This is a genomic window from Streptomyces sp. UC4497, from assembly GCF_054871485.1.
In genome coordinates, this window is the sequence record NZ_JBTYHB010000028.1 from 18,874 (window position 1) to 39,729 (window position 20,856).

Annotated in this window: 26 protein-coding genes; 17 read left to right on the forward strand and 9 right to left on the reverse strand. The window is 72.5% G+C overall.

Translation table 11 applies throughout. The annotated features are described in order from the left end of the window. Window positions 1-5 precede the first annotated feature (5 nt). From ligD to ACYSUO_RS30405, 11 genes are all read left to right on the forward strand, one after another. Window positions 6-899: a non-homologous end-joining DNA ligase gene (ligD, locus tag ACYSUO_RS30355; RefSeq protein ID WP_461779411.1), complete on the forward strand. Its 894-nt coding sequence runs from the start codon at window positions 6-8 to the stop codon at window positions 897-899. Between the two features lie 44 nt (window positions 900-943). Next, complete coding sequence (locus ACYSUO_RS30360) at window positions 944-1,285, forward strand: gas vesicle protein GvpO (protein WP_461779412.1); 342 nt, start codon at window positions 944-946, stop codon at window positions 1,283-1,285. Between the two features lie 73 nt (window positions 1,286-1,358). After that, window positions 1,359-1,793, forward strand: coding sequence for a gas vesicle structural protein GvpA (locus ACYSUO_RS30365; RefSeq protein WP_461779413.1), 435 nt, complete (start codon window positions 1,359-1,361; stop codon window positions 1,791-1,793). Continuing rightward, entirely contained in the window at window positions 1,790-2,539 is a 750-nt protein-coding gene (locus tag ACYSUO_RS30370) for a GvpL/GvpF family gas vesicle protein (RefSeq protein ID WP_461779414.1), read from the forward strand. The genes ACYSUO_RS30365 and ACYSUO_RS30370 overlap by 4 nt, the downstream gene beginning before the upstream one ends. Before the next feature lie 4 nt (window positions 2,540-2,543). After that, entirely contained in the window at window positions 2,544-2,768 is a 225-nt protein-coding gene (locus ACYSUO_RS30375) for a gas vesicle protein GvpG (protein WP_461779415.1), read from the forward strand. Continuing rightward, window positions 2,765-3,589: a DNA primase gene (locus ACYSUO_RS30380; protein WP_461779416.1), complete on the forward strand. Its 825-nt coding sequence runs from the start codon at window positions 2,765-2,767 to the stop codon at window positions 3,587-3,589. Before ACYSUO_RS30375 ends, ACYSUO_RS30380 begins: the two co-directional genes overlap by 4 nt. Continuing rightward, a complete protein-coding gene (locus tag ACYSUO_RS30385) occupies window positions 3,582-4,733 on the forward strand; it encodes an SRPBCC family protein (protein ID WP_461779417.1) in 1,152 nt (383 codons plus the stop codon). The genes ACYSUO_RS30380 and ACYSUO_RS30385 overlap by 8 nt, the downstream gene beginning before the upstream one ends. Further along, window positions 4,730-5,200, forward strand: a complete 471-nt coding sequence (locus tag ACYSUO_RS30390) for a gas vesicle protein (protein WP_461779418.1) — start codon at window positions 4,730-4,732, stop codon at window positions 5,198-5,200. The genes ACYSUO_RS30385 and ACYSUO_RS30390 overlap by 4 nt, the downstream gene beginning before the upstream one ends. Beyond that, a complete protein-coding gene (locus tag ACYSUO_RS30395) occupies window positions 5,197-5,982 on the forward strand; it encodes a GvpL/GvpF family gas vesicle protein (RefSeq protein ID WP_461779419.1) in 786 nt (261 codons plus the stop codon). Before ACYSUO_RS30390 ends, ACYSUO_RS30395 begins: the two co-directional genes overlap by 4 nt. Continuing rightward, the gene (locus ACYSUO_RS30400) at window positions 5,979-6,176 is read left to right on the forward strand and encodes a gas vesicle protein (protein ID WP_327672422.1); all 198 of its coding nucleotides are present in this window, start codon (window positions 5,979-5,981) and stop codon (window positions 6,174-6,176) included. The genes ACYSUO_RS30395 and ACYSUO_RS30400 overlap by 4 nt, the downstream gene beginning before the upstream one ends. Then, window positions 6,169-6,450, forward strand: a complete 282-nt coding sequence (locus ACYSUO_RS30405) for a gas vesicle protein K (protein WP_461779420.1) — start codon at window positions 6,169-6,171, stop codon at window positions 6,448-6,450. Before ACYSUO_RS30400 ends, ACYSUO_RS30405 begins: the two co-directional genes overlap by 8 nt. Window positions 6,451-6,480: 30 nt before the next feature. Here ACYSUO_RS30405 and ACYSUO_RS30410 read toward each other — a convergent pair whose 3' ends face one another. Both ACYSUO_RS30410 and ACYSUO_RS30415 read right to left on the reverse strand, forming a co-directional pair. Next, window positions 6,481-7,302, reverse strand: a complete 822-nt coding sequence (locus ACYSUO_RS30410; protein WP_461779421.1) for a class I SAM-dependent methyltransferase — start codon at window positions 7,300-7,302, stop codon at window positions 6,481-6,483. 131 nt (window positions 7,303-7,433) lie between these two features. Then, complete coding sequence (locus tag ACYSUO_RS30415; RefSeq protein WP_461779422.1) at window positions 7,434-8,963, reverse strand: phosphatase PAP2 family protein; 1,530 nt, start codon at window positions 8,961-8,963, stop codon at window positions 7,434-7,436. A gap of 93 nt (window positions 8,964-9,056) precedes the next feature. Between ACYSUO_RS30415 and ACYSUO_RS30420 the strand changes: the two genes are divergently transcribed. Continuing rightward, a complete protein-coding gene (locus ACYSUO_RS30420) occupies window positions 9,057-10,679 on the forward strand; it encodes an ABC-F family ATP-binding cassette domain-containing protein (protein ID WP_461779423.1) in 1,623 nt (540 codons plus the stop codon). Window positions 10,680-10,815: 136 nt separating this feature from the next. Here the strand turns inward: ACYSUO_RS30420 and ACYSUO_RS30425 are convergent, their stop codons facing one another. The 4 genes from ACYSUO_RS30425 to ACYSUO_RS30440 all read right to left on the reverse strand — a co-directional run bounded on the left by ACYSUO_RS30425 (window position 10,816) and on the right by ACYSUO_RS30440 (window position 13,449). After that, the gene (locus tag ACYSUO_RS30425; protein WP_461779424.1) at window positions 10,816-11,913 is read right to left on the reverse strand and encodes a baeRF2 domain-containing protein; all 1,098 of its coding nucleotides are present in this window, start codon (window positions 11,911-11,913) and stop codon (window positions 10,816-10,818) included. A gap of 52 nt (window positions 11,914-11,965) precedes the next feature. Then, entirely contained in the window at window positions 11,966-12,508 is a 543-nt protein-coding gene (locus ACYSUO_RS30430) for a type 1 glutamine amidotransferase domain-containing protein (RefSeq protein ID WP_461779425.1), read from the reverse strand. A gap of 52 nt (window positions 12,509-12,560) precedes the next feature. Next, window positions 12,561-13,001: a CBS domain-containing protein gene (locus ACYSUO_RS30435; RefSeq protein ID WP_461779426.1), complete on the reverse strand. Its 441-nt coding sequence runs from the start codon at window positions 12,999-13,001 to the stop codon at window positions 12,561-12,563. 67 nt (window positions 13,002-13,068) lie between these two features. Beyond that, on the reverse strand, window positions 13,069-13,449 hold the full coding sequence (locus ACYSUO_RS30440; protein WP_461779427.1) for a DUF2795 domain-containing protein: 381 nt from the start codon (window positions 13,447-13,449) through the stop codon (window positions 13,069-13,071). A 91-nt stretch (window positions 13,450-13,540) separates the two neighbouring features. Here ACYSUO_RS30440 and ACYSUO_RS30445 point away from each other — a divergent pair, with 91 nt between their 5' ends. Beyond that, window positions 13,541-13,717, forward strand: coding sequence for a hypothetical protein (locus tag ACYSUO_RS30445; RefSeq protein WP_461779428.1), 177 nt, complete (start codon window positions 13,541-13,543; stop codon window positions 13,715-13,717). Window positions 13,718-13,930: 213 nt separating this feature from the next. Beyond that, window positions 13,931-14,749: an RNA polymerase sigma factor SigF gene (locus ACYSUO_RS30450; RefSeq protein ID WP_461779429.1), complete on the forward strand. Its 819-nt coding sequence runs from the start codon at window positions 13,931-13,933 to the stop codon at window positions 14,747-14,749. Between the two features lie 22 nt (window positions 14,750-14,771). On the opposite strand, the gene ACYSUO_RS30455 is transcribed toward ACYSUO_RS30450, so the two are convergent. Continuing rightward, window positions 14,772-15,896 carry a PAS domain-containing protein gene (locus ACYSUO_RS30455; protein ID WP_461779430.1) on the reverse strand — a complete coding sequence of 375 codons (1,125 nt, stop codon included), beginning with the start codon at window positions 15,894-15,896 and terminating at the stop codon, window positions 14,772-14,774. Window positions 15,897-15,970: 74 nt separating this feature from the next. Here ACYSUO_RS30455 and ACYSUO_RS30460 point away from each other — a divergent pair, with 74 nt between their 5' ends. The 3 genes from ACYSUO_RS30460 to ACYSUO_RS30470 all read left to right on the forward strand — a co-directional run bounded on the left by ACYSUO_RS30460 (window position 15,971) and on the right by ACYSUO_RS30470 (window position 19,359). After that, window positions 15,971-16,735, forward strand: a complete 765-nt coding sequence (locus ACYSUO_RS30460) for an ANTAR domain-containing response regulator (protein ID WP_461779431.1) — start codon at window positions 15,971-15,973, stop codon at window positions 16,733-16,735. Between the two features lie 273 nt (window positions 16,736-17,008). After that, window positions 17,009-18,307: an aminotransferase class I/II-fold pyridoxal phosphate-dependent enzyme gene (locus tag ACYSUO_RS30465; RefSeq protein ID WP_461779432.1), complete on the forward strand. Its 1,299-nt coding sequence runs from the start codon at window positions 17,009-17,011 to the stop codon at window positions 18,305-18,307. Beyond that, window positions 18,304-19,359, forward strand: coding sequence for an MBL fold metallo-hydrolase (locus tag ACYSUO_RS30470; RefSeq protein WP_461779433.1), 1,056 nt, complete (start codon window positions 18,304-18,306; stop codon window positions 19,357-19,359). Before ACYSUO_RS30465 ends, ACYSUO_RS30470 begins: the two co-directional genes overlap by 4 nt. On the opposite strand, the gene ACYSUO_RS30475 is transcribed toward ACYSUO_RS30470, so the two are convergent. After that, on the reverse strand, window positions 19,339-19,968 hold the full coding sequence (locus tag ACYSUO_RS30475) for a DedA family protein (RefSeq protein WP_461779434.1): 630 nt from the start codon (window positions 19,966-19,968) through the stop codon (window positions 19,339-19,341). The genes ACYSUO_RS30470 and ACYSUO_RS30475 overlap by 21 nt on opposite strands. A 67-nt stretch (window positions 19,969-20,035) precedes the next feature. Further along, a complete protein-coding gene (locus tag ACYSUO_RS30480) occupies window positions 20,036-20,809 on the reverse strand; it encodes an MBL fold metallo-hydrolase (protein ID WP_461779435.1) in 774 nt (257 codons plus the stop codon). Window positions 20,810-20,856 lie beyond the last annotated feature (47 nt).

Sequence of the window (20,856 nt, forward strand, 5' to 3'; positions counted from 1 at the left end):
TCCCGATGACGGACCACCGTGACGTGGAAGTTCAGCGGCCCGACAAGGTGTTGCTGCCGGAAGGTATTACCAAGAAGGATCTCGCCGAGTACTACCGGGCCGTCGCCCCGTTCATGCTGCCGCACCTGCGCGGCCGACCCCTGATGCTCGAGCGTCACCCCGACGGCCTCGATGGCCCGCGGTTCATGCAGAAGGACACCCCGGACCACTACCCGGACTGGGTCCACCGCACGGAGGTGCCCAAGGAGGGCGGCACGGTCACGCACACCGTGTGCGACGACACGGCCACCCTGATCTTCCTCGTCGACCAGGCCGCCCTCACCCTGCACCGCTGGCTGTCCCGCGCCGACGACATCGACCACCCCGACCGGCTGGTCTTCGACCTCGACCCGTCGGGGGAGGGGGACGACTTCGAGGCGGTGCGTGAGGCGGCCCGCCAACTGCACGCGCTGCTGGACGAACTGGGCCTGCCCAGCGCCCCCATGACCACCGGCTCCCGCGGCGTGCACGTCGTCGTACCCCTCGACAGGAGCCAGGACTTCGACGAGGTCCGGGACTTCGCGCGGCACGTCGCCGACGCACTCGCCGACGAACACCCCGACGCGCTCACCACGGCCCCGCGCAAGAAGGACCGCGGCGACCGCCTCTTCGTCGACGTACTGCGCAACGGCTACGCCCAGACGGCCGTCGCGCCGTACTCGGTGCGCGCCAGGCCGGGCGCCCCCGTGGCGACGCCCCTGACATGGCGACAGCTCGGCGCCCCCGCGGTCGGCGCCCGGCACTGGACCATCGAGAACGCGGTCGAGCAGGCCCGCACCGACCCGTGGGAGGGCCTGCTCGGCAGGGGCCGCTCGCTCGGCCCGGCCTGGAACAAACTCCGTTCCCGGCAGGGCAGTTGAGGTTTGCTCCGGGAGGTTGTGGAGACCCGGTGACCGAGGCTGCCATGACAAACACAAAGAAGACGCAAGCGTCGTCGGAGCGTGAGCCCGGCGACGAAACGACCACCGAGGCGGACGGCGCACCGGGCCCCATGGAGGTGCTGCGCGAGGCGCGCGCCCAGCTGGCGGAGCTCACCGGGATGGCGGCCGAGACGGTGTCGTCCTTCGAACGCACCGAGGACGGCTGGGAGTTGGAGATCGAGGTCCTGGAAATGGCCCGGGTCCCCGACACCATGAGCCTGCTGGCGAGCTACCAGGTGAGCCTGGACCCGTACGGCGTCCTGACCGGCTACCGGCGCATCCGCCGCTACGAGCGGGGACGCTCCGAGTCGGCACACGGTCAGTAGGCCGCAGCGCCCCGCCTCGACCGATCGCGCAATTGCACGCTGCGCACTACACAGACAGGGAGGACCGGCCTTCATGACCGTTGTCCCCGCACAACAGTCAGGCGGCGGTGGTGGCACCAGCGGCCTGTACGACGTACTCGAACTCGTCCTGGACCGCGGGATCGTCATCGACGCGTTCGTCCGTGTCTCGCTGGTCGGCATCGAGATCCTGAAGATCGACGTCAGGGTCGTCATCGCCAGCGTCGACACCTATCTCCGCTTCGCCGAGGCCTGCAACAGGCTCGACCTGGAGGCCGGGCCGAAGCGCAGTCCCGGACTGCCCGACCTCGTCGGTGAGATCACCGAGTCCGGCGCGCGCGGTAAGTCCAAGGGCGCGCTCTCCGGCGCCGCGCAGACCATCTCCGACGCCTTCAACCAGGCCCGCGACGAGGGGCAGGCGGAGCCGAGGCGCTCCGGGTCCAGCGGTCGCAGGCCGTCGACGAGCCGCCGGAAGGAGGAGCAGGAGTGAGCAGCATATACATCTACGGCATCGCGAGCACCGAACACCCCTCGCTGCCCGCCGGTATGGGCGGCATCGGTGAGCCGGCCCGCGAAGTGCGCGTCTTGAAGGAGGGGCCGCTCGCCGCGATCGTCAGTGAGTCCCCGGACAATCTGCGGCCCAAGCGCCGCGACCTGCTCGCCCACCAGAGCGTGCTCTCCGAGGCGGGCGCCGGGGGACCGGTGCTGCCGATGCGGTTCGGCTCCCTCGCACCCGACGAGGAGTCGGTGACGGCGGTCCTCGCCGAGCGCGCCGACCACTACCTGGAGCGGCTTCAGGCGCTCGACGGCAAGGCCGAGTACAACGTCAAGGCACAGCACGACGAGGAAGCCGTGCTGCACCAGGTGATGGTCGACAACCCCGAGCTGCGCTCCCTGACCGAGGCCAACAGGAAGTCGGGCGGCGGCAGTTACGAGGACCGGCTGCGGCTCGGCGAGCTGGTCGTGTCCGCCGTGCAGGCCCGCGAGGCCGAGGACGCCGTCGAGCTCCAGCGGCTGCTGGAACCCGCGGCCGCCGCGATGTCGACGGGGCCCGAGAGCACGGGCTGGCTGGCCAACATCTCGTTCCTCGTCGACAAGAAGGCGGCCGAGCACTTCCTCGCCGCGGTCGAGGACGTGCGGCGCAGCCACTCCCACCTCGACATCACGGTCCACGGACCGCTGCCCCCGTACAGCTTCGTCGACCCGGGCCCTTCGGAGCCCGCCGCCGCGGAGTGAGTCCATGGGCCTGATCTCGGAGGTGCTGCTGTTGCCGCTCGCTCCGGTGCGCGGGTCCTTGTGGGCCATGCAGCAGGTGCTCGCCGAAGCCGAGCGGCAGTACTACGACCCGGCGGCCGTACGGGCCGAACTCGCCCGCCTGGAAGAGCAGTTGGTGGCCGGCGAGATCGACCAGGAAACGTTCGACCGCGTCGAGGACGAGCTCCTCGACCGTCTGGAGGGACCGTGAACCGAACAGCGCTCGGCCTCGCGATAGGGGCCGGTTACGTCTTGGGACGTACGAAGAAGATGAAGCTGGCGATCGCCGTCGGCACGATGGTCGCCGGCAAGCGGCTGAACCTGAGCCCGCGTGCGCTCGCCGAGATGGTGACCACACAGCTGGAGAACAACCCGCAGTTCAAGGAGATCGGCGACCAGCTCCGCGAGGATCTGCGCGGAGTCGGCAAGGCGGCCTCGGGGGCGCTCGTCGAGCGTCAGATCGAGGGCCTCGCGGGACGGCTGCACAACCGTACGCAGGGTGTGCGCGACCAGATCTCGGGCGTCGCCCCCGACGTGGACGACGTGCGGGACACCGGGCGGGGCGTCGGCCGGAAGGCCACCGGGTTCGTGCCGGGCTCCCGCGCCGCGGACGACGAGGCGGCCGACGACGAGTCGTACGACGACGCGTACCCGGAAGAGTCCTCGTACGACGAGGACAAGGACCGTGACGAAGCCTCCTACGACGAGGACAAGGACCGCGACGAAGCCTCCTACGACGAGGACAAGGACCGAGACGAAGCCTCGTACGACGAGGGCAAGGACCGAGACGAGGCCGAGGACGAGAACCGGAACGACAGTGGTGACGGCCGCCGTCGACGGAGTTCCACCCGGTCCGGCGGCTCCGGCGATTCCGGCGGAGCGAAGCGGACCGCCACGGAGCGGGGCTCCGGCAAGGCGCCCGCCAAGAAGAAGAGCGCCGCCGCGAAGACGACGAGCGGCGCCCGCTCCACCGCCGCCAAGTCCGGGCGCAGCGCGTCCGGCGCCGCGAAGGGAGGCCGGAGCCGTGGCTGACAACAACAAGGCCGGCACCGGGGCGATCGGCGGCCTCGCCAAGAGCGCTGCCGCGGATCACCTCAAGTCCGAACTCCAGGAGTACCTCGCCGCGCAGGCCCAGCGGCTGCTGATGGGCGCGGGCCGCTCGCTCGGCGCGACGACGGTCAAGCTCAATGACATCGCCCAGGGCAACAGCCCCGGCTTCGCCAAGCTCGCGCTCGACGGCGGCCGCAAGCTCGCCGAGGGCAAGGGCCCCGTGCGCAGCGCCGTGGAACTCGGCGCCGGACGTCTGAAGGACAACGTGAAGAACGCCTTCAAGGGCCTCGGTGGCAAGGGGAAGCGCAAGGGCGGCTCGGGCCAGAAGCCCACCGTCATCATGGAGTTCCTCGACGTCGGCGTCGATCTGCGCACCGCGTACGACCAGTGGACGCAGTACCAGGAGTTCAGCACGTTCGCGAAGGGCGTGAAGAACGCCAACCGCGCCGACGACACCACGTCCGACTGGCAGCTCAAGGTCTTCTGGTCCAACCGGAGTTGGAAGGCCACCACCACCGAGCAGGTGCCGGACGACCGGATCCAGTGGACGTCGGAGGGCGCCAAGGGCACCACGAAGGGCGTCGTCTCCTTCCACCCGCTGGCCGACCGGCTCACCCGGGTGCTGCTGATCATCGAGTACTACCCGAAGGGCCTGTTCGAGAAGACAGGCAACATCTGGCGCGCCCAGGGCCGCCGGGCCCGCCTCGACCTCAAGCACTTCGCGCGGTTCGTGACGATGCGCGGCGAGGCGACCGACTCCTGGCGCGGCGAGATCCAGGACGGCGAGGTCGTCCTCAGCCACGAGGACGCGATCGCCCAGGAGGAGGAGCAGGAGGCCGGCAAGCCCTCGGACGAGTACGACTCCGAGGACACCGGCTCCGAAGGCTCCGAGCAGAGCGATGAGTACGGCTCCGATGAGTACGCCTCCGAGGAGTACGACGACGAGGACGCCGAGCGCGAACCCGAGGACTCCGAGCGCGAGCCCGAGGACTCCGAGCCCGAGGATTCCGAGCCCGAGAGGCTCGAGGCCGAGGAGGACGAGGTCGAGGAGTACGACGAGCCCGATGACGAGCCCGAGCAGCCGGCCCGGCAGCGTCAGCGGGCAGGGGCCGGGGCCCGCCGATGACGACGGCGACCCGACATCCGGAACCGTTCGGGGGTGGCGGCGGGGCCAACCTCGCCGACATCCTCGAGCGTGTCCTCGACAAGGGCATCGTGATCGCGGGAGACATCCGCATCAACCTGCTCGACATCGAACTGCTCACCATCAAACTGCGTCTCATCGTCGCCTCGGTCGACAAGGCCAAGGAGATGGGCATCGACTGGTGGGAGGACGACCCTGCCCTCTCCTCGGGTGCCCGCCGCAAGGAACTCGCAAAGGAGAACGCCGAGTTGAAGCAGCGCTTGGCCGAACTCGAAGAGGGCAGCCCCCAGATCGAGGCACGCGACGAGACGCGTGACGAAAGGCGCGAGGAGAGGCGCGGCGAGCGGCGCAGGGAGAGTCGCGGCGAGAGTCGCGGAGAGGGTCGCGGCGAGCGGCGTACCGAGAGCCGTACGCGTCCCGAGAGGCGCAACGAGAGGGGGTCTGCGTGACCACCGAAGAAGCGAGCGAACTGCGCTACGTGTACGCCGTGTGCGACCCGCTCGACGCCCCGCTCCAGGCCGAACTCACCGGAGTGGCGGGCGCCCCGCCCCGGCAGCTGGAGCACCAGGGCCTCGTCGCGGTCGTCGGCTCCGTACCTGAGCGGGACTTCGCCGAGGCGCCGCTCCGCGCCCACCTGGAGGACCTGGACTGGCTCACCGAGACGGCCCGCGCCCACCAGAACGTGATCGCCGCGCTCACCACGGTCACCAGCCCGCTCCCGATGCGCCTCGCCACCGTCTTCCACGACGACAGCGGCGTACGCCTCATGCTGGAGCAGGAGGAGGAGCGCTTCCGCGCGGGCCTCGACCGCCTCGCGGGGCGCGTGGAGTGGGGCGTGAAGGTGTACGTCGAGGAACCCGAGGCCGCCGCGCCGGCCCCCGCGCCCGCCGCCACCTCCGGCCGTGACTACCTGCGCCGCCGCCGCGCCGAGCGCACCGCGCGCGACGACACCTGGCGGCGCGCCGAAGGCTTCGCGCAGGAGCTGCACGACGAGCTGTCCCGGCACGCCGCGCACACCCGCGTGCACCCGCCGCAGAACCCGGAACTCTCCCGCGCCAGCGGCAGGAACGTGCTCAACGCGGCGTATCTCGTGGAGCGTTCGGACGCGGAGGAGTTCGTGGAGCGCGTCGACGCGACGAAGGACCGCGAGCCGGATCTGCGGGTCGAGCTGACCGGGCCGTGGGCGGGCTACTCGTTCACGGCCGACGACGACGAGGAGGGGCGGACGTGACGGTCGTCGAACGGCGCGAGATCGCCCTGGTCGACCTCCTCGACCGGCTGCTCGCGGGCGGCGTCGTCCTCGCGGGCGACGTCACCCTGCGCATCGCCGACGTCGACCTGGTGCGCATCGACCTCAACGCCCTGATCAGCTCGGTGAACGAGCAAGTGCCCTCGCCCTGGCCGGAGGTGATGAACGGTGAGTGAACGCCGCCGCATCGAACTCGAACCCGACACGGTCGAGCGCGACCTGATGAAGCTCGTCCTCACCCTCGTCGAGCTGCTGCGCCAGCTCATGGAGCGGCAGGCGGTCCGCCGCTTCGACCTCGGTGACCTGACGGAGGACCAGGAGGAGCGGGTCGGTCTCACCCTGATGCTCCTGGAGGACCGCATGGAACAGCTGCGGGAGCGCTACGGGCTGCGGCCCGAGGACCTGAACATCGACCTCGGACCGCTGGGCCCGCTGCTGCCCCGCGGCTGAACCACCCTGTCGGCAGCGGGACTTGCGGCGTCAGCGGGGCTTGCGGCAGAGGATCTCCCCGTGCAGCACGCCGAACCACGCGTCCTCGTGCGTGCCCCACTCGCGCCACCCCTGCGACACGGCCGTCAGCTGCTCCGGCGTCGCGTGCCCGCCGCCCGTCGCCCGCTCGGCGTACGCGGAGGCCAGCGTGCGGTCCGCCCACAGCCCGCTCCACCAGGCGATCTCCTCGGGCGTCGAGTAGCACCAGTTGCCGGCGGAGCACGTGAGGTCCTCCTGCGCGAAACCGGCCTTCAGGGCCCATGACTTGAGGAAGCGCCCGGCGTCCGGCTCGCCGCCGTTGGCGCGCGTGACCCGCTCGTACAGGTCCAGCCAGTCGTCCATGGCGGGCAGCCGCGGGAACCAGGAGAACGCCGCGTAGTCGGACTCGCGTACGGCGATGATCCCGCCCGGCTTCGTCACGCGGCGCATCTCGCGCAGCGCCTGCACCGGGTCGCCCACGTGCTGGAGCACCTGGTGCGCGTGCACGACGCAGAACGTGTCGTCCGGCCAGTCGAGCGCGTGCACGTCGGCCGTCGTGAAGTCGACGTTGGTCAGGCCCCGTTCGGCGGCCGTGGCGCGCGCCTGGTCCAGGATGCCCTCGGCGTGGTCGGCGCCGGTGACATGGCCGTCGGGGACCAGTTCGGCCAGGTCGGCGGTGATGGTGCCGGGGCCGCAGCCGATGTCCAGGATCTTCATGTGCGGCTTGAGCGAGTCGAGCAGGTAGGCCGCCGAGTTGGCGGCGGTGCGCCAGGTGTGCGAGCGGAGCACGGACTCGTGGTGTCCGTGGGTGTATACGGCGGTCTCCTGCGGCATGACTCGGTCCCTTCGCGTACGGCGGACTGCCGGGGACGCCTGCCCCCGGCGGTTCGATCACCGTACGCTCGTCAGCCGCATTGTGAGATATCCGTCTTGAATGGTGGACTACTGGTGACTTCGGGATCGGGTCAGAGCAGCGAGTGCGGCCGGTACACGCGCAGCCCCTCGTGCTCCTTGTCCACCCACAACTCCCCACCGCACTCGGTGACTTCACCGTCGAAGGCGAGCGGGGTGCCGGGTGCCACGCCGTCCACACGCAGACGCGTCAGGCGGGTCGCCGTGTGGAACGGCGAGCGGGACAGCGGCCCCGACAGGGCCGCGGCGAGCAGCCGTACGCCGGGCAGCCGGCCGCCGTCCACCGTGCGCACGTCGAGCAGGCCGTCGGCCAGGTTCGCGCGCCGGCCCGCGGTGAGGCCCATCCGCCGGTACGTGCAGTTCCCGGCGAACAGCAGCCACAACGGCCTCTTCCTGCCGTGCAGTTCGACGCTCAGCGGATGGTCGCGGCGCAGTACGTACATGGCCGCCACGACGTCCGCGAGCCGCCCGCCGACCCGCCCGGACCAGCGCTCCCGCTCCCGCACCAGCTCCGGATAGGCGCCCAGGCTGAGGGTGTTGAGGAAGATCCCGGAGCCGTTCCCGGACGAGAAGCGGCCCACGTCCACGGCGACCGCGTGGCCGCCCTCGACGGCGCCCGCCAGATCGCCGGTGTCCTCGATGCCGAGGTCGTACGCGAAGTGGTTGAGGGTGCCGCCGGGCAGCACCGCGAGCGGCAGATCGTGCCGGAGCGCGACGCGCGCGGCCGTGTTCACGGAGCCGTCGCCGCCCGAGATGCCGAGCGCGCGGGCGCGCGGCGCCGCCTTGTCCAGCTGTTGCTCGAGTTCGTCGCCTGCGCACTCGATGTACTCGGCGAGGGGCAGCGCGTCCCGCAGGGCCCGCACACGCTCCGGGGTGCCCGCCCCGGTGTTCACGACCATCACCAGACCCTCGCCGCCCGGCAGCGCCGGCACGTCGTCCACCAGCGGCCGGCCCGGCGCCGGCATCTGGTCGCGCGTCGGCACCAGGCCGCGTACGGCGAAGGCCGCACCCGCGCCGAGGGCCGCGCCCGCGAGGACGTCCGCGGGGAAGTGGGCGCCGGTGTAGATCCGGGAGGCCGCCACCGAGAAGGCCACGGGGGCGACGAGCGCGCCCAGACCACGGGACTCCAGGGCCACACCCGTCGCGAAGGCCGCCGCGGAGGCCGAGTGCCCGGACGGGAACGAGGTCGTGAACGGCTGCCGCTTCAGCCGGCGCACCAGCGGCACCGGGTCGAGATCCGGCCGCGCCCGGCGCACCGAGCGCTTCCCGAGGGTGTTGATGGTGGCCGAGGCGAGCGCGAGAGAGGCCATTCCGCGGACGGCGGCCCGGCGGGCGCGCGGCGATCCGGTCGCCGCGAGGGCCCCGCCCACCGCGAACCACAGCACACCATGGTTCGCGGACTTGCTCAGGCGCGGCAGGATCCGCTCGGCGCCCGGCCAGTGCGCTCCCGCGGCGAACTCGAAGACGCGCAGATCGAGTGCGGCGAGCCGGGCGCGCAGCGACGGGGGCGCGGGCGGCGTCGAATCGAGGAGCGGACCCGAGGAGAACGGCTTCAGCGAATTCAGTGGCTTCAGGGGCGACATGGGTGACTGGTACCCCGGCGAGGGGTCCGCATCCGGTGCGCTCCGGCCAATTCGTTTGCCCGTCACCCGCACGGGCGTCCAGAATGCGGGATCATGGGACATCTGGAAGCGGCACATCTTGAGTACTACCTCCCCGACGGGAGGGCGCTGCTGGGCGATGTCTCGTTCCGGGTCGGCGAGGGCGCGGTCGTCGCGCTCGTCGGGCCGAACGGAGCGGGCAAGACGACCCTCCTGCGACTGATCTCCGGCGAGCTGCGGCCGCACGGCGGCTCGGTCACCGTCGGCGGCGGGCTCGGTGTGATGCGCCAGTTCGTGGGGTCGGTCCGTGACGAGACGACCGTCCGCGACCTGCTCGTATCGGTGTCCTCGCCGCGCATCCGGGAGGCGGCGAAGGCGGTCGACGAGGCCGAGCACCTGATCATGACCGTCGACGACGAGGCCGCGCAGATGAGCTACGCGCAGGCCCTCTCCGACTGGGCCGAGGCGCAGGGCTACGAGGCGGAGACCCTCTGGGACATGTGCACGACGGCGGCGCTGGGCGTGCCGTACGACAAGGCCCAGTTCCGCGAGGTGAGCACCCTCTCGGGCGGCGAACAGAAGCGTCTCGTCCTGGAGGCGCTGCTGCGCGGCACGGACGAGGTCCTCCTCCTCGACGAGCCGGACAACTATCTGGACGTCCCCGGCAAGCGCTGGCTGGAGGAGAAGCTCCGCGAGACCCGCAAGACGGTCCTGTTCGTCTCCCACGACCGCGAGCTGCTCGCCCGCTCAGCGGAGAAGATCGTCAGCGTCGAGCCGAGCCCCGGCGGGGCCGACGCGTGGGTGCACGGTGGTGGCTTCGCCACGTACCACGAGGCGCGCCGCGAGCGATTCGCGCGCTTCGAGGAGCTGCGCCGCCGCTGGGACGAGAAGCACGCGCAGCTGAAGAAGCTGGTGGTCAACCTGCGGCAGGCGGCTTCCGTCAGCCACGAAATGGCGTCCCGTTACGCGGCGGCGCAGACGCGGCTGCGCAAGTTCGAGGAGGCGGGCCCGCCGCCGGAGCCGCCGCGCGAGCAGGACATCACGATGCGCCTGAAGGGCGGCCGCACCGGCATCCGGGCGGTGACCTGCGAGAACCTTGAGCTGACCGGCCTCATGAAGCCCTTCTCGCTGGAGGTCTTCTACGGCGAGCGGGTCGCGGTCCTCGGCTCGAACGGCTCGGGGAAGTCGCACTTCCTGCGGCTGCTCGCGGGCGACGACTCCGTGGGCCACACCGGCGCGTGGAAGCTCGGCGCGCGGGTCGTGCCCGGCCACTTCGCCCAGACCCACGCCCACCCCGAGCTCCAGGGGCGGCCGCTCCTCGACATCCTGTGGCGCGACCACGCCAAGGACAAGGGGGCGGCGATGTCCCTGCTCCGTCGCTACGAGCTGACGGCGCAGGCGGAGCAGAAGTTCGAGCGTCTTTCGGGTGGCCAGCAGGCCCGCTTCCAGATCCTGCTGCTCGAGCTCGAGGGCGCGACCGCGCTGTTGCTGGACGAGCCCACGGACAACCTCGACCTGGAGTCGGCCGAGGCCCTCCAGGAGGGCCTCGAATCCTTCGACGGCACGGTCCTCGCGGTCACCCACGACCGCTGGTTCGCCCGCGCCTTCGACCGCTACCTGGTCTTCGGCTCGGACGGCCAGGTCCGGGAGACCCAGGACCCGGTCTGGGACGAACGCCGAGTGGAGCGGACCCGGTAGCTGTTGCGCCCACCGGTGGTTGCGGCCGCGGGGCTCTGCCCCGGACCCCGCGCCTCAATCGCCGGCGGGGCTAAAATTGGCCCCGCTCTTGGACGAGACTCGCGGGGTCCGGGGCTCCGCCCCGGGAGTGCAACGGCTACTGGGACCAACGCAGGAGCGCGCCCAGGCCACCCGCCGGTCCCGCAGAGGGGTCCGCTCCGGAGACGGACAACGCAGCCGCCCCGCTCGCGGCAGCGCACCTCATGAGCGCGTCGTCGGCCCGTGCCGACACCACGTCACCCCCGCCGAGCGCCTCCGCGTCCGCGCGCCGCACGCCCAGCTGGTCCGGGCTGTCGCCCACCCACACCTCACGGTGCGCGTCGGGCCCGTCCGAACGGATCAGAAGCTCCGCGATCCGGTGCTCACGCGCCGCGTCCACCAACGCGGGCACGCCCTCCGCCGCCGCTTCGCCCTGACCGCGCGCCTCGGCGAACAGCGCCAGGTCGTGCGCGGCGCGCCGCGCCACCTGCTCGGCCCTGGCCTGTTCCAGCTCGCTGTCGAGGAGCCGGCTCTCCGCCCCGTGCCGGGCGCGGACGACCGAGTCGCCCAGTTCGGCGGGGAGCCGGTCCCGTACGGCGACGCACTCCCGGTCGTCGCCGACCAGGACGACGAGGTCGGCCCGGGTCTCGGCCTGCCGGTGCGCCAACTCCCCGGCGATCTCAGCGGCGTTGTGCTCCCAGGTGTTCTCCACGCGCAGCTGGAAGTGCCGCTCCGACGGGTCACCGGACGACGTGCGGTGCACCGGCCACTGCTGCCCGGTCACCTTGCCCGCCTGCGACTCCCCGCGCGCGGAGCGCAGTTCGAAGTCGGCGCCGGTCCTGTCGACGTACGCGACGAGGCACAGCGGGTCCTCGCCCGCGAGATCGAGCAGCGGCGTCGTGTGCGGCAGCGCCGCCCAGTGCGCCGACGTCTGCCCCGGCGGCGTGCTCAGCGGCGGGTCGAGGACGACCTCGCCGTCACGTCCGAAGAAGGCCCGGCCGACCGGTTCGCGCGAGTGCCGCAGGTCCTCGACCGCGGCCCGCATCGCGTGACACGTCGCCTCGTCCGCGCCGGCCGCGGCGAGCGCGCGCTGCACCCCGAGCGCCTCCAACGACCGCTCGTCGGGGGTGGATTCGCTGTGCCGTGACGTGTCGACGTACACGGATGCCCAGGGGCCGGGACGGTTGCAGAGGGGATTGAGGAACGCCAGGTCCATGGCTGCCTCCCGAAAGTCGTGCGTGGGTACGGGTGGGGGCGGGGCGCGCGCCTCAGGTTCCGCTGACCTGCTTCAGCAGCGCCGCGTCGAAGGCCTTGAGGTCGTCCGGGCGACGGCTGGTGACCAGCACGTTCGGTCCGGCCGTGCAGACCTTCACCTGCTCGTCGACCCAGGTGCCGCCCGCGTTGCGGATGTCGGTGGCGAGGCTCGGGTACGAGGTCAGGGTGCGGTCGCGCACCACGTCGGCCTCGACCAGCGTCCACGCCGCGTGGCAGATCGCCGCGACCGGCAGGCCCCGGTCGAAGAAGTCCCGTACGAACGCGACCGCCTCGGGGTCCGTGCGCAGCTGGTCCGGGTTGGCCACGCCGCCGGGCAGTACCAGCGCGTCGAAGCCGTCCGCCGACGACGCGAGGGACGCCACCGTCTTGTCGACGGGGAACTTGTCCGCCTTGTCGAGGTGGTCGAAGGCCTGGATCTCACCCTGCTTGGTCGATACGAGCACGGGTTCGCCGCCCGCGTCCCGCACCGCCTGCCAGGGATCGGTCAGTTCAACCTGTTCGGCCCCTTCGGGCGCCACGAGGAACGCGATCCGCATCGTCGGTCAACTCCCTTGCTGCGTAGGTCTTTTCGGTGCTCTCAAGGAGGGCTCAGGTCGGTTTGTCGCGCGCCCAGCCGTCCGGGTCGGCGCCGCTGATGTCGGCGAGCGCGGACGCCGGGTCCTGGGTCAGCGCCAGATCGCCCAGGCTGACCATCCCGACGGCCTGCCCGTCCTGCACCACCGGCAGGCGGCGCACGGCGTACTCGCGCATCAGCGCCACCGCGGTGGACACCTCGTCGTCCGGGCCGATCGCCACCGGATGCGGAGTGCACACCGCCTCGGCGCTCACAGTGAGCGGATCGGCCCCGTCGGCGACGGCCCGCAGCGCGATGTCGCGGTCCGTGAGCACGCCCACGACCTGCGCCTCGTCCGCCACCAGCACATCCCCGATGTCCTGCGCCCGCATCAGCTGGGCGGCCTCGACCAACGAGGCGTCGGGGCGTACCGCGACCACGCCGGGTGTCATGACTTCCCGTACTACATCGGCCATCGAATTCGGCCTCTCTGCATCTTCGGGTGCACCGTGATTCCGGCCCGCGTACCCGACCGACCCGGGGCTAACCCCCGTCATTTGTAAGGGCTTTGGCCAGGTCCGAGGCCGTATGGAACACGGTCTTCGCAGGCAGCGCCGCCACCGGCTCGACGAGCCGGTCGGGGGCGGACCGCTCGCGCAGCGCTTCCGCGAGCGCCCCGGGCGTGGCCGGAAACGAGGTGCGGCCGAGGAGCCGCCCCAGTTCGAGCCGGACGGCGTCCAGGCGGCCAGGTCCTGGACCCGGTTCCACGGGTCCGCCCGCCACCTCCGGGTCGTCCTCCGCCGCGGGCTCGGGGTCGTTCCACTCCTCGACCCGCGTGGGGTGCCCGGAGCGGAGCAGACCCTGCAGTTCGTGCTTCATTTCGTCGTCGCGGTGGGCGCTCAGCCGGTCGCTGCCGCGTTGCATCGTTCCCTCCAGTGACTCGGCGGTGCCCACCGCGTACCCGACCGCTTCGCGGTGACACCTGGTGGTTTGGCCGCGCGGGGCGGGGAGACCCGTGAGCGGTCGTTTCCTCTCGGGCGACCGGCTGGAAGGACAGGCCATGGAGCTGCTGACGGTCCTGATTCCCGCGGGCATGCTGGGGTTCGTACTCGTCCTCGGACGCTACGAGGAGTGGCTGCTGCCCCGGCGCGAGGAGGCGGACCCGCGCGAACATGCGGGCCCGGCCCGTTGAGGGCACGCTGGAAAGGTCGCTGTGTTTGCGGCGATGACCCAAGGGCAGGCGAATAACAGTGCTTCGGACAGGAGGCACGTCCGTGGGAGGGATACGACCGCGTCGTATCCGGTCGATCCGCAGGATCGCCCCGGGTGTGTCCGACAGTCTGTGCGGGCGCGACTCCCACGGTGACCACTGAACCCAAGGCACCTTTCAGGGAGTTGCGACCAGATGCGCACGCGTACCAGCTCACCCCAGAACCCGGTGAAGCCCGGTGGACGCCACCCGCACGACGACGCCCCCGACACCGCCGAGGCTTTCGCCAAGCTGTCCAACATGCCCGACGGTCCCGAGCGCGATGAACTGCGCCAGGAGGTCGTCGAGGCCTGGCTACCGATGGCCGACCGGCTCGCGGGGCGTTTCCGTAATCGCGGCGAGGCCTACGAGGATCTGCGGCAGGTTGCCGCTCTCGGCCTGGTGAAGGCCGTGGACCGATACGACCCGGAGCTCGGCAACGCCTTCGAGAGCTATGCCGTGCCCACCGTGACCGGCGAGATCAAGCGGCATTTCCGCGACCACATGTGGACGCTGCATGTGCCACGCCGCGTCCAGGACCTGCGCAACAGGGTCCGGTTCGCACAGCAAGAACTCTCCGCGACCATCTCGGGGCGCGCCCCGACCCTGACGGAGATCGCCGAGCACGCCAACATGACCGAGGACGAGGCCCGTACCGGCCTGGAGGCGCTGGAGAGCTTCACCGCGCTGTCCCTCGACGCGGAGCTGCCCGGCAGCGAGGACGGATACTCGCTGTCCGACGCGCTCGGCGACGCGGATCCGGCGCTCGACATCGTCGTCGACCGCGAGGCCGTCAAGCCGCGGATCGCGGCGCTGCCGGAGCGCGAGCGGGAGATCCTGTACATGCGGTTCTTCGGCGACATGACACAGAGCCGGATCGCCGAGCGGCTCGGCATCTCGCAGATGCACGTGTCCCGGCTGATCAGCCGCTGCTGCGACCGCCTGCGGGACCAGGTCCTGACGGACGCCGCCTAGTTCCGAGCCTCGGCCGGTGGCCCTATTTCCGCATCGCCAGGGCGATGTGACGGGCCATCATGTCGAGCGTCTTCGCCTCCGCCATGGAGAAGGCGAGGCGGCCCGCGGACCGGAACAGGGTGAGCACACCCTGGACCGGTTCGCCGGGCGCGGGTATCAGCGGCACACACAGAAGCGAGGTGACATCGGCACGGACGAGCACCGGCGCCCCCGACGCGTCGTCGCCCAGGGCTCTCAGGTCCTCCGGGCGCACGAGCAGCGTCGGGGCGCCGCCGCGCGCCGCCTCGACGACGAGCGGTCCCGCGGCCGGGTCCTGCGCGGCGATGTCCCGGACGGCCTCGTCGTCCGCGCCGAGCACCTCTATACGCTCCAGGTGCGCGGCCCCCTTGTCGGCCACCACCCAGTCGGCGAACCGGCCGTGCAGCACGTGGGCGGCGCGCCGCAGGAGTTCGGCCGGGTCGCCCACCGGGCCACCGAGCAGCTCCCGTGCCATCGCGTCGAGCAGGTCGGTGAGCGCGGCGTGCCGGGTCGTCTCCGCGAGGTCGGGGACCGGCGCGGCGGGCCGGGCCGACGTGGGCCCGAGGCCGGCGTCCGCGGGCTGCAGCACCGCGAGGACCGTGGTGCGCCGCTCGTTGCCCGGGCGCAGGCCCGTGAGGACCGTGCGGACGGGGGCCTGCGGGTTCTGCTGCAGATGCACGGTCAGCCCGCGGTCCCCCTCGCCCCGGGCCACCGCGGCGACCTGCGAGCGGAACGCGGCCCGGTCGGCGTGCGCAAGGAACCCGGTCATCGGGCGGCCCGTCGCGTATCCGGCGCGTACGCCCGTGAAGGTCGTCGCCGCGAAGTTGAGGCGGCGCACGACCGCTTCGCGGTCCACGAGCGCCACCGGCAGCGGAAGGCGCTGGAAGACGGCGCGCAGCAGCTGCTGCTCGTGCCGCTCGGCCGCCGCGTTGCGGCCCATACCCGGGCCCGTGGCCCCACCTTGCTGGGGGTGCGGCAACAACTTCCCTGCTACGTGGTCGAGTTCGAAGAGTGCCGCGTCGAGGACGGCGGGCAGTTCCGCCGTCGACACCGCGCGTGCTGCTTTCAACTCCGCCACACGGCGCACGAAGTCCGCCAGCTCTTCATCGAATTCCTCCGTCTGCGCCATGCTGAGAACGTATCCCGTCCCGCGTTTTCGGGAGCCCGGTACGGGAAGCCGACCGACAAGGAGGCGTGAACCCGATGCGACAGTACGTGCCGGCCGATCAGGACGACGACGCGGCCCACGTCGGAAGGTATCCGGTGGCGCTGGGCCAACGCGCCGCGGGGACAGCGGAATCGGGGCTTTCCGCCCGGCGGCTCTCCGAGTTCGCCGAGGGGGCGCTCCGGTGCACCGCGGAGTGCTGCGGCGCCGTCGCCACCGCGAGCGACGGCACCGACGACCGGCCGACCGCGGTGACCCACCCCGATCTCGCCGCGCTCGTCTCCGTGCAGGACCGCTACGGCGACGGGCCCATACCGGCGGCCGAGGAGGGCGGGGACCCGGTCGACGCCAGTGACCTGCTGAACGACCGGCGCTGGCCCGACTACCGTGCGCTCGCCCTGGACTCCGGGGTGCGCTCCAGCATCACCATTCCCTTCCGCAGCGGCGACCTCACGGTCACGCTCAGCCTGTACAGCTTCCGGGCCGGCTCCCTGGAGGCCGCGTCGCACGGGCCGGTCCGTGCCCTCGGCGATCTGGCCGCCGACTGCCTGCTGCGCGACCGCTCCTACGAGGCGGCGCTCACCGAGGTCGACCAGCTGGGCTCGGCGCTGCGCACACGGCCCGTCGTGGACCAGGCCTGCGGCATCGTCATGCATGTGCTGGATTGCGCACCGGACGACGCGTTCACCGTGCTGCGCCGAATCTCGCAGACCACCAACCGGAAACTGGCGGACGTCGCCTCCGCCGTCGTCGAACGGCGCGGACGCGGCCTGGAGCGCGAGTTCACCGCCGTGGCGGACTGACCGTCCGCCACGCTCCGGGCAGCGACAGTCACCCGACCGGCCCAGCCACCTCCTCCCGCCCCGCCTGCCCCGGTGCCCACACGGGTACGTACAGGGGCAGGAGGCCGACACGTGGGCCACGCCGCGCGCGGACACCCGGTCAGGTGTGACGCTGGAGGCAGGACCCGGCTCCGGTCTCCCGGCTGCTCGGACCCGGTGGCCCGCCTGCCCACGGCGGCCGCCCCGTACAGCGCGACCCCCACCCGCACAGCGACCGGACGGCACGGAGGCAGCATGCGGCCATCGGAACCCACGGCCAGGACTTCAGGCCCCGGCGCCGCGGGGGCCCGGGCCCCCGAAGGCCGTGGGCCCGTGCGGTACGGACCGCCGCTGCCCGAGCCCGGCCTCCCGGTGCTGCCCGAACTGGCCGCCGTCGCCGCGAGCGCCGCGGGGCGCCCGGCCTCGGAGCCGCCGGGCGGGCCGCCCGCCCTGCTGGAGGCGGCCTGCGGCTACTGGCGGCGCCGCGGCCTCGACACCGAACGCGAGCAGCTCGGCGCGGCGCCCGGCGCGGCCCCGCTGCTGCTCGCCCTCACCGCCGCGCTCGGCGGCGACATGCTGGTGCCGCGCCCCTGTTCGGCCTGGTGGGTGCCGCAGGCCAGGCTCCTGGGCCGCGCCGTCTACCACGTGCCGACGCCCGCCGAGTGCGGCGGCGTCCCCGACTCGACGGCCTTCCTGGAGACCGTCCGCCGGGTCAGAGCCGAGGGCGGCGACCCGCGGCTGCTCGTGCTGTCCGTGGCCGACGACCCGACGGCGACCGTGCCGCCGCCCGAGGTGCTGCACGAGGCCGTGGAGGCGGCCGCGGCCGAGGGGCTGCACGTGGTCAGCGACGAGACGTGGCGGGACACCCTGCACCCGGGCGCGGACTCCGTCCTGTTCAGCCCCGCCGAGATGTACCCGCTCGACGTCACCGTCCTCAGCGACCTCACCGGCGCGTTCCTGCCGCCCTCGCTGCCCGCGGCCTGCGCCCGGTTCCCCGCCACCGAGCGCGGCGCCCGGCTGCGCGCCCGCGTCCTCGACTTCCTCACCGCCACGGGGGCGCTGCTCGCGGCGCCGGTCGCCGCCGCGGCCACGTACGTCCTGAACGAGACCGAGGAGATCACCGAGCGGCGCCGCGTCGGTGCCGCGCTGCACGCGCAGGTCGCCGGTGCCCTGCACCGCGCCGTGCTCGGCGCGGGCGGCCTCGCCAGACCCCCGCGGGCCGGCCGGCACCTCTACATGGACCTGGAGGAGCTGCGCCCCCGGCTCGCCGCGCTCGACGTCAGCGACTCCCAGGACCTGGAGGACTTCCTCGGCGAGCGGCTCGGCATGCCGGTCCCCGGCGGCCACCGCTTCGGCGACGAACAGGGCGCGCTGCGGGCCCGGCTGTCGACGGGACCGCTGCTCGGGTCAACCCCCGAGGAACGCAGCGCGTCCCTCACCTCACCGGAGCCCTTGGAATTGCCGCACGTCGCAAGGCTGTTGACCATGGTGGAGTCGACGCTCCGCGCCATCGGCGGGGAACCGGCAGGCGAAGGATGGGAGACCGAGCGATGACGCAGGCGTCCGAAGCACCGTCGGCCATGCAGCGGGTCGATGCCGCCGCGGCCCCTCCGCCCCTCGTCCGGCCGCGGCCGCTCGGCGGGGGAGACACCGCGGCGCAGGACGTACCGCGCCGCTGGCCCAAATCCTTCGCCCACCGGCTGACCGCACCGCTGCCGGGCCTGCGCGCCTTCGCCAGATTCGCCCGCGAGGGCGCGCTCCGGCCGCCCGCCGAGAGCCTTGCCGACATCCCGAACCTGCCCTTCGCGCCCGGCCCGCTGCCGCAGGTCGACGCCCGTACGGCCGCCGTCACCTGGGTCGGGCACGCCAGCTGGATCGTCCGCATCGGCGGCCTCACGGTCCTCACCGACCCCGTCTGGTCCCGCAAGATCCTCGGCACCCCGGCCAGGGTCACCCCCGCCGGCGTCGCCTGGAGCGCGCTGCCCCGCGTGGACGCCGTCGTCATCAGCCACAACCACTACGACCACCTGGACTGGCCGACCGTAAAAAGACTCCCGCGCGACACCCCGGTCCTCGTCCCCGCGGGGCTCGCCCGCTGGTTCACGCGGCGCGGCTTCACGCGGGTCACGGAGCTGGACTGGTGGGAGGCGGTGGAGCTGAAGGGCGTCCGCTTCGACTTCGTGCCGGCCCACCACTGGTCCAAGCGCAGCCTCGTCGACACCTGCCGCACCCTGTGGGGCGGCTGGGTGCTCACCGACGCCGAGGGGCAGCGGATCTACTTCGCGGGCGACACCGGCTACGGCCACTGGTTCTCGCAGATCGGCCGCCGCTACCCGGGCATCGACCTCGCCCTGCTGCCCATCGGCGCGTACGACCCGCGCTGGTGGCTCAAGGACGTGCACTGCGACCCGGAGGACGCGGTGCGGGCGGTGCAGGACGTGGGCGCGCGCCGGATGGCGCCGATGCACTGGGCGACGTTCCTGCTGTCGGCGGAGCCGGTCCTCGAACCGCTGCACCGGCTGCGCGCCGCCTGGGACAAGGCGGGCCTGCCGCGCACGGCCCTGTGGGACGTGCCGGTGGGCGGCTCACGCGTGCTGACTGCCTGACTCCCGGCCCCGCACCTTGCGCCAGACGCTCGGCACCGCGCTGATCAGCACGGTCAGCGCGATCGCCGCGACGACGCCCTGCCACGGCTCCGGGAACAGGGAACCACCGAGGATGCCGATGACCTGGTACGTCACCGCCCACGCGAGGCAGGCGGGGGCATCGCCGCGGGCGAACTGCCGCAGCGGCATCTTCGCCAGCAGACAGGCCAGCATCACGGGGATCCGCCCCGCGGGCACGAGCCGCGACAGCACGAGCACCATCACGCCGTGGTCCGCGAGCTTGTCCTGCGCCTGCGCGAGCCGCTCCTCGGGCGCCCGCGAACGGATCGCCTCCAGCCACTTCGACCCGTTCTTCGAGTGCATGCCGCGCCGCCCCAGCCAGTACAGGGCGATGTCGCCCAGGAACGCGGCGAGCGCCGCCGCCGCGAAGACGAGCAGCAGCGAGAGCGGCGAGCTGTGGTGGAACGCGACGACCGCCGCGGAACTCACGAGCGCGCCGGTCGGAATGACGGGGACGAGCGCCCCGAGGAAGACGAGCAGGAACAACGTGGGGTAGCCGACGGCCTGTTGGGTCGTCTCGGGCGGCACCTGGGTCGCTGCGAAGAGCATCACCGGCGCGCTCCCGACCGAAGGGATCTGGGCCGACGGGATCCGGGGCGAAGGCTTGCGGGCCGTCTCATCCGGCCACCTCGGGACGTACGCTCTCGCCCTGGTCGAGCCGGTGCACCGCCACGCCGGGCGCGCGCAGCGCCGCCTGCCGGACGAACTCGTCGCCCGGCGCGTGGAACTCGTGCGGCCGCACCGCGTCCATGCCGATCGGCCAGTACGTCCCGTAGTGCACGGGCACCGCGCTGCGCGGCGCGATCCGGGCGAGCGCCTCGGCGGCCCGCCCGGCGTCGAGGTGGCCGGAGCCGAGGTAGGGGCCCCAGCCGCCCACCGGCAGCAGCGCCACATCGACCTCGCCCACGGCCTCGGCCATGCCGTCGAAGAGCCCGGTGTCGCCCGCGAAGTACGTACGGGCCTCGCCGTTCACGACGTAGCCGAGCGCGGGGGCCGTGTGCGGCCCGACCGGGAGCCTGCGCCCGTCGTGCTCGGCGCGGACCGCTTCTATCGCCACGTTTCCGACCTCCACGCGCGCGCCCGCCTCCACCTCGATGATCTTCAGCGTGCGGAGCTTGCGCAGCGCGGGCACGGCGCGCGGGGCGCCCTTCGGCACGAGCACCCGGGTACCGGGCGCGAGCCGGGCGAGCGAGGGCACGTGCAGGTGGTCGGCGTGCAGGTGGGAGACCAGGACGACGTCCGCCTCCGCCGCGCGCGGCGGCGGGGGCGCGCCGCGCCGGCGGCGCAGATGTGCGAGGCGCCGGGCGAAGAGGGGATCCGTGAGGACGCGCGTGCCGGCGTCCTCGACGGTGCAGGTGGCATGACCCCACCAGGTGATCTCCACCGGCACGCGCTCCTCCTTGTGCTCCTTCGGGCGACTCCCTTGAGCCTACGTGC